The sequence below is a fragment of the Desulfococcus sp. genome, from assembly GCF_050178255.1.
GTDB lineage: Bacteria > Desulfobacterota > Desulfobacteria > Desulfobacterales > Desulfococcaceae > Desulfococcus > Desulfococcus multivorans.
In genome coordinates this window covers 1-12,346 of the sequence record NZ_JBFXGG010000090.1, presented here as the reverse complement: position 1 = coordinate 12,346, position 12,346 = coordinate 1, and the positions used below count along the sequence as shown (strand labels likewise).

Annotated in this window: 14 protein-coding genes; all 14 read left to right on the top strand. The window is 55.8% G+C overall.

Annotated features, from left to right (window positions below):
- Positions 1-1,248: U32 family peptidase (locus AB7S84_RS13550; protein WP_428155026.1), on the top strand; the 1,248-nt coding region annotated here is incomplete at its 5' end.
- Positions 1,241-1,963 (top strand): methyltransferase domain-containing protein, encoded by a 723-nt coding sequence (locus AB7S84_RS13545; RefSeq protein WP_020878457.1) that lies wholly within the window; start codon positions 1,241-1,243, stop codon positions 1,961-1,963. The genes AB7S84_RS13550 and AB7S84_RS13545, both read left to right, overlap by 8 nt.
- Positions 1,960-3,030: a type III polyketide synthase gene (locus tag AB7S84_RS13540; protein WP_428155023.1), complete on the top strand. Its 1,071-nt coding sequence runs from the start codon at positions 1,960-1,962 to the stop codon at positions 3,028-3,030. Before AB7S84_RS13545 ends, AB7S84_RS13540 begins: the two co-directional genes overlap by 4 nt.
- 274 nt (positions 3,031-3,304) lie before the next feature.
- On the top strand, positions 3,305-4,978 hold the full coding sequence (locus AB7S84_RS13535; protein WP_020878455.1) for a 2-oxoacid:acceptor oxidoreductase subunit alpha: 1,674 nt from the start codon (positions 3,305-3,307) through the stop codon (positions 4,976-4,978).
- Entirely contained in the window at positions 4,972-5,880 is a 909-nt protein-coding gene (locus AB7S84_RS13530) for a thiamine pyrophosphate-dependent enzyme (protein WP_020878454.1), read from the top strand. Before AB7S84_RS13535 ends, AB7S84_RS13530 begins: the two co-directional genes overlap by 7 nt.
- Positions 5,881-5,942: 62 nt before the next feature.
- Complete coding sequence (locus AB7S84_RS13525; RefSeq protein ID WP_040416571.1) at positions 5,943-7,277, top strand: DUF2254 domain-containing protein; 1,335 nt, start codon at positions 5,943-5,945, stop codon at positions 7,275-7,277.
- 6 nt (positions 7,278-7,283) lie between these two features.
- Entirely contained in the window at positions 7,284-7,577 is a 294-nt protein-coding gene (locus AB7S84_RS13520; RefSeq protein WP_052018610.1) for a PRC-barrel domain-containing protein, read from the top strand.
- A 196-nt stretch (positions 7,578-7,773) separates the two neighbouring features.
- On the top strand, positions 7,774-8,259 hold the full coding sequence (locus tag AB7S84_RS13515; RefSeq protein WP_020878451.1) for a hypothetical protein: 486 nt from the start codon (positions 7,774-7,776) through the stop codon (positions 8,257-8,259).
- 373 nt (positions 8,260-8,632) lie between these two features.
- Positions 8,633-10,114 (top strand): sigma-54 interaction domain-containing protein, encoded by a 1,482-nt coding sequence (locus tag AB7S84_RS13510; RefSeq protein WP_020878450.1) that lies wholly within the window; start codon positions 8,633-8,635, stop codon positions 10,112-10,114.
- A gap of 432 nt (positions 10,115-10,546) precedes the next feature.
- Entirely contained in the window at positions 10,547-10,885 is a 339-nt protein-coding gene (locus AB7S84_RS13505) for a putative quinol monooxygenase (RefSeq protein ID WP_020878449.1), read from the top strand.
- 62 nt (positions 10,886-10,947) lie between these two features.
- Positions 10,948-11,226 (top strand): hypothetical protein, encoded by a 279-nt coding sequence (locus tag AB7S84_RS13500; protein WP_020878448.1) that lies wholly within the window; start codon positions 10,948-10,950, stop codon positions 11,224-11,226.
- Positions 11,227-11,305: 79 nt separating this feature from the next.
- Positions 11,306-11,455, top strand: coding sequence for a lmo0937 family membrane protein (locus AB7S84_RS13495; protein WP_020878447.1), 150 nt, complete (start codon positions 11,306-11,308; stop codon positions 11,453-11,455).
- A gap of 54 nt (positions 11,456-11,509) precedes the next feature.
- Entirely contained in the window at positions 11,510-11,824 is a 315-nt protein-coding gene (locus AB7S84_RS13490; protein ID WP_020878446.1) for a BON domain-containing protein, read from the top strand.
- Between the two features lie 28 nt (positions 11,825-11,852).
- The gene (locus tag AB7S84_RS13485) at positions 11,853-12,050 is read left to right on the top strand and encodes a CsbD family protein (protein WP_020878445.1); all 198 of its coding nucleotides are present in this window, start codon (positions 11,853-11,855) and stop codon (positions 12,048-12,050) included.
- The last annotated feature ends 296 nt before the right edge of the window (positions 12,051-12,346 follow it).

The window sequence follows — 12,346 nt, the reverse complement described above, 5'->3', positions numbered from 1 at the left end:
AACCCTATGCCAAATGAGCCGACAAGCGCCGTCCGGGCCGCACCCGGGCCAACCCGATTCTCACTGGCGGCGAACTACGATCCGGAACTGGTTCCGAAGCTTGCTGCGTACCCGGTCGATGAAGTTTACGGCAAGTTCCCTGATGACGGTGTCAGCAGTGGCCGTCCCCGATACATGGCGACACCGCTCACGGAAGCAGATCTGAGGTGTTACATTCGCCTGCTCGACCATCATGGCATTGCCTTCAATTACCTTTTAAACGGCGCCTGTTTCGGCAACCGCGAATGGACACGCCCCTGGCAGAAACGGGTGACCGCCCTGCTGACCAGACTGGGCGGCCTGGGCGTGCGCCGAGTCACCGTATCCACCCCGTTTCTTCTGGAACTGGTCAAACGCCGTTTCCCCGAGTTCAAGGTAAGGGTCGGGATTTACGCCCAGGTGGACACGCCCCGGCGCGCCCGCTTCTGGGAGGATCTCGGGGCGGATGCCATCGTTCTGGAGAGCTTCTCGATCAACCGGAACTTCTCCCGCCTTGCGGCTATCCGCCAGGCCGTCCGATGCGATCTGGAACTGATCGCAAATCACGTCTGCCTGATGAATTGTCCGATGCAAACCTATCATCAGAACGGTTTTGCACATGCATCTGACGAGACAGACACACTCTTCATCGATTACTGCTTTATGCGCTGTTCCCGGCAGCGGCTGACGGATCCGTCGCAATTCATCAAGTCGGCCTGGATTCGGCCGGAGGACCTTGCCGTGTATGAAGCGATGGGATACACGTCCTTCAAGCTTCTGGAACGGGGGATTCCGTCTGTGGAACTGCTGCGGCGCGTCAAAGCATACAGCGAGCGTCGGTTCAATGGCAATCTGGCCGAACTGCTGCTGTCGTATGGGTTTAAAAATCCGGTTCACAAGGAATCGCACTGGACCCTGCGCCATTTCTGCAAGCCTCGGCAGGTGAATCCGCTGAGATTGAAACCGCTGCTTGACCTGGCGCGCCTGCAAGGCTGGCTCTCGCCGCTGCCGGAATGTCCGATCCGGGTGGATGCGCAGCAGATTCCGAAGAATTTCCTGGACGGTTTTCGCGGCCGTGACTGCACCGCCATGGATTGTAAGGCTTGCGGCTATTGCGAGCGGATTGCCGGCCAGGCCGTTTCGATCTCGCCCGAGTACCGCACCGAGATGTTGAGAAGGTATGCGATCATGGACGATGCCATGGCAAAGGGAGGGCTCTGGGGTGTTTGACTCACGCGCCACGGCGATGGAGCTTCTGGACCGGCCGGACTGTGATCCGTCGCTGGCCGCCGCCAGCTACCGGTTCATGGAGTTGGTCAATTACAGCTTCGGCGGCATCCGGTTGGTCCGGCGTTTTCTGGCCGCTGAAACTGCTGAGCGCCATGCCTGCGCCCCCCTGCGCATCCTCGATATCGGCTCGGGAAGCTGCGACATCCCGCTGGCGGTGATCCGCTGGGCGCGCTCCTGCGGCATCCCCATACACTTCACCTGCCTGGAATTGGCCGGCCACGCAATTGACATTGCACGCGGACAGCTCGTCCGGGCGGGAAATCCGCCGGTGAAACTGCTTCAGGAGGATGCCTTTACCCATCAACCCGTCGAACCGTATGATTATGCCCTGACCTCCATGTGCTTCCATCATTTCAGTAATGCTCAGATCCTGATGCTGCTGCACAGGCTCCGCGGTTTCGTGCGAAGCAGCATGCTCATCAACGATCTCCGCCGCTCGCGCCTGGCGTCTCTGGCGGCAAGACTGCTGCTGGCCGCCACCGACGCGCCGGAAGGGGTCCGGCATGACGCTCTGCTCTCGATCCGGCGCGGCTTCAAAATCGATGAACTGAGAACCTTGTTGCGGCAACTCGACGACGTCTCGGTTTCCGTGGAGCCGGCCCACTGGTTTCGGATTGCCGCCATCGTCCGATTCAAACAAGGAGAAAAGTCGTGAAAACCATCATCCTCAGAGGGCTGGGCACCGCCACCCCGCCATTTTATGCAACGCAAGAGGATGCGTACGAATACTTCTTCACGCATTTCTCCCTGAAACCGGCCGAACGGGATCTGTATCGCCGCATTCTCCTGGACGGCAAAATCAAAGGCCGTTATCTGGGAATGGATGCGAAGGCGGATGTCCTTGAGACCGATCCCGACCGTCTGTTGGCGCGCTTTCTCAAGTTTGGTCGCAGCACAGCCGTTGCCGCCGCTCGCCGCGCATTGGCGGAGGCCGGCGTGGAACCCGCCGAGATATCCGGATTGGTTTTCAACACCTGCACCGGCTACCTCTGCCCCGGACTCTGCTCATATATCGCTGAAGATCTGGGGCTCAAGACAACGATTCGTTTCCTGGACTTGATGGGGATGGGTTGCGGTGCGGCGATTCCGAATCTCGAAGCCGCTGCCGGCATGCTGATTCGAAGCGGGGAAGGTCCGGTTCTCAGCCTTGCCGTGGAAATCTGTTCAGCCACCATTTTCCCCGGCCATGAGCCGGAACTGGTGGTGAGCAATTCCATTTTCGGTGACGGCGCCGCCGCCGTCGTTCTCGATCTGTCGCGGGAGAACTCTCAGGACGGACTGGCGAAAATGGTGGACTTTGCGGCGGGTCTTTTCCCCCGGTACCGCGAAGATCTGCATTACCGGACGGCAGGCGGCCGCCTGCGGAACCATCTGAGCAGGCGGGTGCCGGTTATCGGCGCGCGCACTGTGACGGAGGTCGCCTCCGGGCTTCTGGACCGGCACGGACTCACCCGGAATGACATTGCCTGGTGGGCGGTTCATCCAGGAGGCACGGCGGTGCTGGCCCAAGTCGCCAAAACACTGGGACTTGCCGACGATGTCCTGCGCTTTTCATACCGCATTTTCAAGAACTACGGCAACATGTCGTCACCCTCCGTTCTGTTTGTCTTGCGGGAGATTCTGGACAGCGGTCGGCCGCAGCCCGGCCAAAAAGGGATGCTGCTGGCATTCGGTGCCGGCTTCTCCGCTTTTGCGGCGCTCATTGAATTTGCGTCCGGTTGACAGCATGAAACCGGAACCACCGGAAATCAAGAAAGGCGAAGGCGATGCCCATCTTTTCAGTTTCGGTCGCTGAGAGGGGATAGCGTTGCGTCTTGAAACCGGCACAGCCCGAAGCGGGTTTGAATTAAGACCGGGTGTCAATGGGAGGCCTTGCCCAAAGACGGGGCCATGGTCAAGGCTCCGCTGGCCAGAGAGGCGGTTGGTCGCAATCCGACCGACAGGGGGAAAAACTTGAATGCAAACTGGAATAAACGCTAATCATGGGAGGCATCACATGATGGAGGATCTGAATGTGGTCATCGCCGGTGCGGCCGGTGAAGGCGTGCAGACCGTCGGAGAAGTGCTTGGGGAAACCATCGCGGGTCATGGCTATGCCGTATTCGCCTGGCAGGAATTCGAATCCAGAATCCGGGGAGGCCAGAACAGTTATTGCATCCGGATCAGCGAAAAACCGGCCAACGCACCGGCCATGAGAGCGGATATCCTTCTGGCGTTGAATGACGACGCGGCCGTGAAATACGGGCCTCTGATTCAACCGGACGGCATTCTCATCGCGGAGAAAAAGATTCGGGACCGGATGATTTCCATTCCATTTTCGGATATCGCCCGGAAGGAACTGGGCAACAAGATATACGTCAACACCCTGGCCATCGGCGCACTTGCGGCAGCGATCGGCATGAATCCCGGCATTCTCCATGCGGTTCTCGCCCGGAAATTCGCTAAAAAAGGGGATCCCGTCGTGGCGGCCAATCGTGTTGCGGCCGAGAAGGGCTATCTCCTCGCCCGTGAAGGCTGTCAGGGCATCTGTCCCTGGCAGCTTCCGGAACGGGACACCCGGTACCTGCTCGTCTCGGGAACAGAAGCCCTCGCCATGGCGGCCGCTCTGGCCGGGTGCCGGTTCATGGCGGCGTATCCCATGTCGCCTGCGACCGATACCATCACCTTTCTGGCCGAAAACGAGAAGGAATTCGAAGTGTTCACCGAGCAGGCGGAAGACGAGATATCGGCCGTCAACATGGCCATCGGCGCCAGTTTCGCCGGAGCCCGGGCCATGACGGCCACCTCCGGGGGCGGCTTCGCGCTGATGGTGGAAGCCGTCAGTCTGGCCGGGATGATCGAAACACCCCTGGTGATTGTCCTGGGCCAGCGACCGGGGCCTGCCACCGGGCTTCCGACCCGCACCGCCCAGGGCGATCTCCTGTTCGCCGTTCATGCCGGACATGGCGAATTTTCCAAAGCGGTGCTGGCGCCCGCCGATGCAAAAGACATCTTCAGGCAAACCGTACGCGCCTTCAATCTGGCCGACCGCTATCAGATACCGGTCATCGTTCTTACCGATCAGTTCCTTCTGGATTCTCTCTTTTCCGTGGCGGACATCCGTCTGGAGCAATATGCTCCCGAATTCCATCTGGCCGACCCGTCCGTCATCGACGATTACCATCGCTATCGGGTGACGCAAACCGGTATATCTCCGCGTCTGTACCCCGGCCAGAGCCTGCATCTGGTGACGGCGGACAGCGATGAACACGATTCCCGGGGCCACATCACCGAAGACCTTGCTGGAACCGTTCCGGAGATGGTGGAAAAACGCCTCGCGAAGCATCGGGCACTGAAAGCCGCCATCCAACCGCCCGAGGAGGTCGATGTCGAGGGCGCAGAGCGGATTCTGGTGGGCTGGGGCTCCTCGCGCCCGGCCCTGTTGGAAGCCCTTGAACGGCTCAACAAAAATGGAATCCGGACGGGCTTGATCCATTTCAGGGAAATATGGCCCCTGCCGGCATACCGGTTTCCCGAAGGCAAGGCTTACTGGACCGTTGAAAACAACGCCACCGGCCAACTTGCGACGTTGCTGCGCTCCGAATACGGAATTACGTTCGCAGGCCAGGTCCATCGCTATGACGGCCTGCCGTTGACCGGACTCTACATTCAGGAGGTGCTGCAATGGTGAAAATCGACGACTACAAGAACGATGTCCCTTCCCAGTGGTGCCCCGGATGCCCGAATTTCGGAATCCTGAACGCCCTCAAGACGGCTTTGGCAGCATTGGGAAAACAGCCCCACGAATGTTGCCTCGTCTCCGGCATCGGACAGGCCGCCAAATTGCCTCACTATCTCAAATGTAATTTTTTTAATGGATTGCACGGAAGAGCCCTTCCGGCGGCCCTGGGCATCCATGTAGCCAATCCACGCCTGACAACCATCGTCGTCACCGGGGAAGGAGACTGTTACGGAGAAGGCGGCAACCATTTCCTCCATGCGCTGCGTCGCAATCCCGATATCACGGTAGTGGTCCATAACAACGGGTTTTATGCCCTTACCAAAGGCCAGGCTTCCCCGACCACGAGGCTCGGAGAGAAACGAAGCCTTCAGATCAGCGGCGTGGAAATCGCGCCCCTGAACATGCCGGCCATCGCCATCGTCCATGACTGTACGCTTGTGGCCCGGGGCTTTGCAGGGGACGGCGATCATTTGAAATCGCTTTTGATGGAAGCCGTCAGTCATCCCGGCTTGTCCGTTGTAGAGGTCATCCAGCCGTGCATCACCTGGGGGACGCATCCGTTGAGCTGGTATCGGGAAAGGGTATACATACTGGGTGACGATTATGACCCGACCGACCGAAAAACGGCCTTGGAAAAAACCATGGAAACGGGAGAAAGGATCCCTACCGGAATCCTGTTCCGCGCCGCGCCGCGCAAACCCTTCGCCGACCGTTTCCGGAAAGAGATCACGGATCGGCCCTTTGCGGAGTTAACCCCGGTTTCTCCGGAAAAAATGGCGGGCTTTCTGTCCGATTTGAGAAAAGGCTACATGCCTGAAGACGATTCCCATCCTCCCCGGATCGGGACGTGAATATGAGGATTCTCTATGAAACAGACGGAAGAACCAGAACCATAGCGGGAAGGCAACCAGGAATGATAATGAAACTGAACCATTGGTGGCAGGAACTCAGGTCGAGCTTCTGGTTCGTACCGGCAGCGATCGTGCTGAGCGCCGTGGTGCTCGCCACCGTTCTGATTACTGTGGACGCGACCGTCGATCTGCGTGCTGTCGAGCGTTGGCCGCTGCTCTTCGGCGCCGGCGCTGCCGGTGCCCGCGGCCTGCTCACGAGCGTCGCCGGCTCGATGATCACGGTGGCCGGGGTGGTGTTCTCCATCACCCTCGTTGCCATCTCTCTGACGTCCAGTGAGTATTCGTCGCGGGTCATTCGCAATTTCATGCGTGATCGCGTCAACCAGGTGGTGCTCGGCGTGTTCGTCGGCATCTTCGCATACTGTCTGGTGGTGCTTCGAACGATTCGCGGGGGGGGCGAAGGGGGGTTCGTCCCTTCGCTGGCGGTGCTGGCCGGCTTGATCCTTGCCTTCGTCGGGATCGCCTTTCTGATCTACTTCATTCACCACATCTCGATGTCCATCCAGGCGTCGAACATCATTGCCAGGGCCGCACAGGAGACCCTCTCGGCCGTGGATCACCTGTTTCCCGGAGAGTTGGCTGAAGACGAGGACGAAAACGTGGACGGCGACCTCGCAACGTCCCTTGCGAATCAGCCCTGGTCTGTCGTCCCGGCCCGGCATACCGGTTACATCGAGAGTGTCGACGCGGACGCCCTCCTGGATGCGGCCCGGGAACGCGGGACGATCCTGCGGATGGAACGCGGCATCGGGGAGTTTGTCGTCGAGGGCGCGCCGCTGGTTTCGCTGCTTGCCCCGGGCGATCCGGACGACGAGACAACGGCCGGGTTGAACGCGGCCTATGTCGTCAGCCGTCAGCGCATGGTGGAAGCGGATGCTGCGTACGGGATCCGGCAGATCGTGGATATCGCCATGAAAGCGCTGTCGCCCGGCATCAACGACACCACGACCGCGGTGATGTGTGTGGACTATCTGACGGCCATCCTGGTACGGCTCGCGGCCCGCCGGATTGGGCCCTCCCACGGCCTGGACCAGGGAGAACTGCGCGTGATTGCCCGAGGCCCGAGCTTCGAGAGCCTGCTGGCCAAAGCCTTCGACCAGATCCGTCAGAATGCCGCGGGTAACGTCGCCATCATGTCGCGAATGATAGACGCCCTTCAAACCATCGCCGGTATGACAGCCGGACCAGGCCGGCGACGGGTGCTCCGTAACCAGGTGCAATGGATCGCCGATCTGGCCGAACGCACCATCGGATCCCCTTACGACCTGGCACGATTTGAGCGCCGGCTTGCGCATGTATTGGAAGCAATGGAAGCAATGGAAGCGGACAAACGATGAGGAACTGTGCGGCGTTATCTCCAGCCTCGAAAGGCTGAGCCCATAAAACGCCTGTCGCCTTCGGCAAACCAGAATATTCATGCAGTTGACGGCGAAATCGGTCATGTGGAAGATTTTATGGTTGACGACGAAACGTGGAGGATTCATTTTCTGGTTGTGGATACCGCCGACTGGCTGCCGGGGAAGACAGTTCTTTTGTCGCCCCAATGGATCAAACGTGTGGAATGGGCCGATTCCAGCGTGCACTTCAATCTCATGCGGGAATCCGTCAAAAACAGTCGGGAGTTCGACCCTTCTTAAGCCGTGAACCGGGGGAGTATGAGGCATAGTCAGAATGGCTGCAAACCATGCATGGACAGCCTGCCGGGGTCAGAAGGCTTCATTCTCGATTGCGCGGCTGGAAAAGCGCTCAACTGCAAGCAGTACAACAGATCGGTCAGGGTCCCTGACAATAATGGCTCAGCAACAACCCACAACCCAAAAAGGAGATGAGAAAATGAAAACACCCAGATACCCGCTGTCTTTCCAAAAGGGGAAATATGCTGCAACTGATTTTATGGCAAAGAAGGAGATGGCCATGAAAATACTGATGTCGTTCATGCTCGTGCTGGCTGTTTTGATGGTGCCGCTCGGTTTATCCGCTCAACAGGAAAAAGCGCAACCTCCTGCCGATCCGGCGCAGGTCCGGACGCCTCTCGAACATAAACAGGGGATGCCGAAGATGTCAGAGATGCAGATGAAAGAATGCGACGAGATGATGTCAAGGATGAAGGAAATGGATGCGCGGCTTGACGCAAAAGTAGCAGACATGGATGCAGCGGAGGGGGATCAAAAAGTGGCAGCCATGGCAGCCGTCATCAAGGAAATGGTCTCCCAGAGAAAGGAGATGCAAGCGCATATGATGAAGATGCATGACATGAGGAAGGGGCACATGATGGACCATATGAAACCCGAGATGGGAAATAACGCAGACAAGGAATAGGCGGCATATGGTTCTTTTTCAGTCAAATGATCTCAAAAAAGGCCCCTCTCTGACCCGTGAAGTGATTGAAGAATTTCAAAAAGGCAGCATCGGTTATTCACGAGTCTGAAGGGGCTTCCGTTGTCGGACGTTCCCTGAAAAGAGCGTTTCATCCCGCCCTGTTTTCCGCAGCAGCCGGTTTTAACGGTATCCTCCCAATATCCCTGTGCCGCCGCCGTGACCGCCCCTGGTGGGTGCGCTCCGGACCTGATTCTTATGCCCCTTGAATTTCAATCACAGCCATATTAAACTAAAAATGTATTATAATGGATGCCCAACAACTCTTTGATAGAATCAAGGCAAACAGGTCATGCGGATCGAGTGAGATAACCACATGAAAAAGGCTTTTATGGAAATTTTTGATCGCATCATGGGGTCGATCCGTGAACCCATCGTGGTGCTTGATTCTGATCTGAAAGTTTTAAAAGCCAACCATTCTTTTTATCAGACCTTCAGCGTAAGCCCCGAGCAGACCGAGGGGGTCTTGATATACGACATTGGCAACCGGCAGTGGAACATCCCCAAGCTTCGGGAATTACTTGAAGATATTATTCCTCAGAATACCAGATTCCATGATTTTGAGGTGGAACACAACTTTGAAACCATTGGCCCCAAGATCATGCATTTGAATGCGAGCCGGATTTATAGAAAGGGCAAGCAAGTCCAGCTGATTCTTCTGGCCATCGAGGATGTGACGGAGCGTGAAGGCTACAAACGGAATCTTGAAAAGATTGTTGAAAATCGGACGGCCGAACTCAATGCAGCAAGGGAAGTGGCGGAAAAAAGCAAAAATCGTGCCGAAACTGCTCTTCAGCAGATAGAAAAATTAAAAGAGCAACTTGAAGCTGAGAGAACGTATCTTCAGGAAGAAATCAAGCTGGAATTTAACCATGAGAATATTGTCGGTCAAAGCAATGAGATCAAGTACGTTTTCTACAAGATTGAGCAGATCGCCGGCACGGATACCAATGTGCTGATTCTCGGCGAAACCGGAACCGGCAAAGAGCTGGTGGCGAGAGCGATTCACAGCCTGAGCCTGCGCAAGGATCGTGCACTGGTCAAAATGAATTGTGCCGCACTGCCCTCAAACCTGATTGAAAGCGAACTCTTCGGGCATGAGAGAGGTGCGTTCACCGGTGCGCTTTGCAGACGGTTGGGGCGGTTTGAGATCGCCGACGGCGCTACCCTGTTTCTGGATGAGATCGGCGAACTGCCGTTGGACCTGCAGCCCAAGCTGCTCCAGGTGGTGCAGACGGGTGAGTTCGAGCGTCTGGGCAGCTCTGAAACGATAAAAGCCGATGTTCGTATCATCGCCGCCACTAATCGCAATCTGGAAGAGGAAGTCCGCATGGGAAGATTCCGGGAGGATCTCTGGTACCGGCTGAATATCTTTCCGATCACTATGCCGCCGCTTCGAAACCGCCCGGATGACATTCCCCTGCTGGTCGATTTCTATGTTGATAGGATATCAAAAAGAATGGGCAAATCCATCAAGCTGATCCCGGTGAGTGTCATGAACGCGTTGCGGGCGTATCACTGGCCTGGGAACGTCCGTGAACTGGAAAATATCCTCGAACGGGCGGTGATCAACTCCTCCGGACCCAAACTCCATCTGGCGGATGAGCTGAAAACGCCCCGGAAGGATTTCATCCGGTCCGGAAAAACCCTGGCGGAGGTTGAACGGGAGTATATTGTTCAGGTGCTGGAACAGGTCCAGTGGAAAGTGAGCGGCAAAAACAGTGCGGCTGAAATCCTTGGTCTCAACCGCAGCACACTGCGCGCCCGCATGCGCAAACTCCATATCCGCAAACCCTGATTATAATTTCATATCCCATTTGTGTTCTGCGATGCTCCTTCGTCCCACAGACGTCGTTTTTTAATAATGGTCGTATATGGCCATTGGTCAAATATCCCCCTGTTCATGCGTCTGATGATCCCCTTTCCTGTCACCGTTTTCCAAACAAGTTATTTATAAATCAAACTGTTATTCAATAAAAATCAAATGTTCGAATCATGGCATGAAGATTGGATATATATCTGAATAGAAAAAAATCTTACTCAACTTTCGCCTTTCATAGGCCGGTGCCGGGAGGATACGGCCCGCGGCCCACGCGATTTCGTTCAAGTGTCGCGCCCCCGGCGCACTGCGAATCATAGACAAGCTTTGATTCGGCTGAAGCAGACTATCCCAAAGTGTTCGAAATCGTCGAATCGTCAAAAGTTCAGATAGTGCCGAAAGGTGGCCGCAATGATCGTTGTTAAAATTACCATGGACGTACTTCAGGAAAAGCAGAAAGAACTGGTGCAGACGCTTCTTTCGATGGTCGGGGCAATGGAAAAGGAGGTGGGCTGTCTGAGCTATGCGCTCTTCTGTTACATCGATGACAGAAACCTTCTGAACCTTTTAGAGGAGTGGCGAACGCGAAAAGATCTGGATCGTCATTTGAAGTCCGAAATGTTCGGGGTTTTACTTGGGACAAGGAGTCTTTTAAAAAAACCGCATGGGATCCATATCTATACCATCCAGCAATCGGAAGGCATGGAAGCCGTTCTTGGCGCCCGGGGGAAAGACCAAGACCGCGCCTGAGCATCGGCTTCCGGAGGAGGGATATCCCGGCATGGGCCGAATCATTTCAGAAAGGAAATGCCATGGAAACGAACCACAGACCTGAAAAAATCGAAGGCATTTTATCCGAGGCCGATGAATTGCTCGACCAGCTGAACTCCGGGCTCATCGAAGATATGGATGAAACCCTGCGAACCCAGATCGAAATCCATGCCGATGAATTAAAAAAACAAAGGCTTGTGCTACAGGAAAGCATCGAAAAGGGCGAACGCGCAGACGCCGGTTCCTTCAGCGAAGGAATCCACAAGGCGATCGATGATATTGTGACGGCCATGAAGGCCCTGACACGCTATCTGACCTGATTCTCGTCGAGGGCCTTTCCGTTGTTTCTATACCCATACAAGAATGCGTCCGGATAATGCATTCAGAAAGGAGTCGAACATGCTCTGGACAGTATTTGTGATTCTTTTAGTTCTGTGGGGGCTGGGATTGGTGACCGGCTACACCATGGGCGGCATCATTCATGCCCTCCTGGTCATCGCCATCATCGTGGTGCTGGTCCAGGTCATTCAGGGACGAAGAAGGATGTAACCATCTGGACGCTTGCCGGAAAAGGCAGGGTGTTCGCAGAAAGGAGTAGAGGTTATGAAAAAATGGAACAGGTTTGTCGGTTATGTTGTGCTTGTCATGTTCATCGCCACATTCTTGGCCTGTGCATCGACGCCCAAACAGTCCAGCACAGGTGAGCTCGTTGATGATTCGGTCATTACGACCAAAGTCAAATCGCTGCTCGCGACTGACGATTTTCTCAAGTCCTTCCAGGTCAGTGTCGAAACCTACAAGGGGACCGTTCAATTGAGCGGCTTTGTCAATTCTCAAGAGGCTGCCGACAGGGCGAGTCAAATCGCAAAAAGTGTTAAGGGCGTCCAGGCCGTAAAGAACGATCTGATCGTGAAATAAGGGGGTAGAAAAAGAAAAGGAGCAAGTCATGAAATGGGATAAAGTCGCAGGGAACTGGACGCAACTCAGAGGCAACGTCAGAGAAAAACTGGGTAAGCTCACTGACAATGATGCTGTCATCCTTGCCGGACGGCGAGATCAACTCCTCGGACAGATTCAAATAACCTGCGGCCTCAAACCCCGTGAGGCGGCAAAGGCGCTGCAGGACTGGGGCGTTTTAAAGTAGGGGGATACAACACTGTCAAGAACTGCGAGGCGTTCGATTCTGATCATTCATGTCAATGAGATCGATATGCCAATGTCTAATTGCATTAACCCGAAGTTTTTGTTTTAAAAAACAGCATTTTTTAATTAATTGACTCAACTTTCGACTTTCATGATGGTAACCGGAAAGCGGTGCCGGGAGGATACGGCCCGGGCCCCTTCAGCGGTGAGTTTTAGTGCCGCTTAAGCGCCGCGGAGGATCAGCGGCCCGGACTGTTTGAGCGCAGCGAGTTTCCGGGCCGCCCGGAGCAAGCTTTA

Coding starts and splice junctions, on each gene's coding strand:
- AB7S84_RS13535 (WP_020878455.1), top strand. CDS start 3,305: ATGATGGAGGATCTGAATGTGGTCATCGCCGGTGCGGCCGGTGAAGGC.
- AB7S84_RS13530 (WP_020878454.1), top strand. CDS start 4,972: ATGGTGAAAATCGACGACTACAAGAACGATGTCCCTTCCCAGTGGTGC.
- AB7S84_RS13525 (WP_040416571.1), top strand. CDS start 5,943: ATGATAATGAAACTGAACCATTGGTGGCAGGAACTCAGGTCGAGCTTC.
- AB7S84_RS13515 (WP_020878451.1), top strand. CDS start 7,774: ATGAAAACACCCAGATACCCGCTGTCTTTCCAAAAGGGGAAATATGCT.
- AB7S84_RS13510 (WP_020878450.1), top strand. CDS start 8,633: ATGAAAAAGGCTTTTATGGAAATTTTTGATCGCATCATGGGGTCGATC.
- AB7S84_RS13505 (WP_020878449.1), top strand. CDS start 10,547: ATGATCGTTGTTAAAATTACCATGGACGTACTTCAGGAAAAGCAGAAA.
- AB7S84_RS13500 (WP_020878448.1), top strand. CDS start 10,948: ATGGAAACGAACCACAGACCTGAAAAAATCGAAGGCATTTTATCCGAG.
- AB7S84_RS13495 (WP_020878447.1), top strand. CDS start 11,306: ATGCTCTGGACAGTATTTGTGATTCTTTTAGTTCTGTGGGGGCTGGGA.
- AB7S84_RS13490 (WP_020878446.1), top strand. CDS start 11,510: ATGAAAAAATGGAACAGGTTTGTCGGTTATGTTGTGCTTGTCATGTTC.
- AB7S84_RS13485 (WP_020878445.1), top strand. CDS start 11,853: ATGAAATGGGATAAAGTCGCAGGGAACTGGACGCAACTCAGAGGCAAC.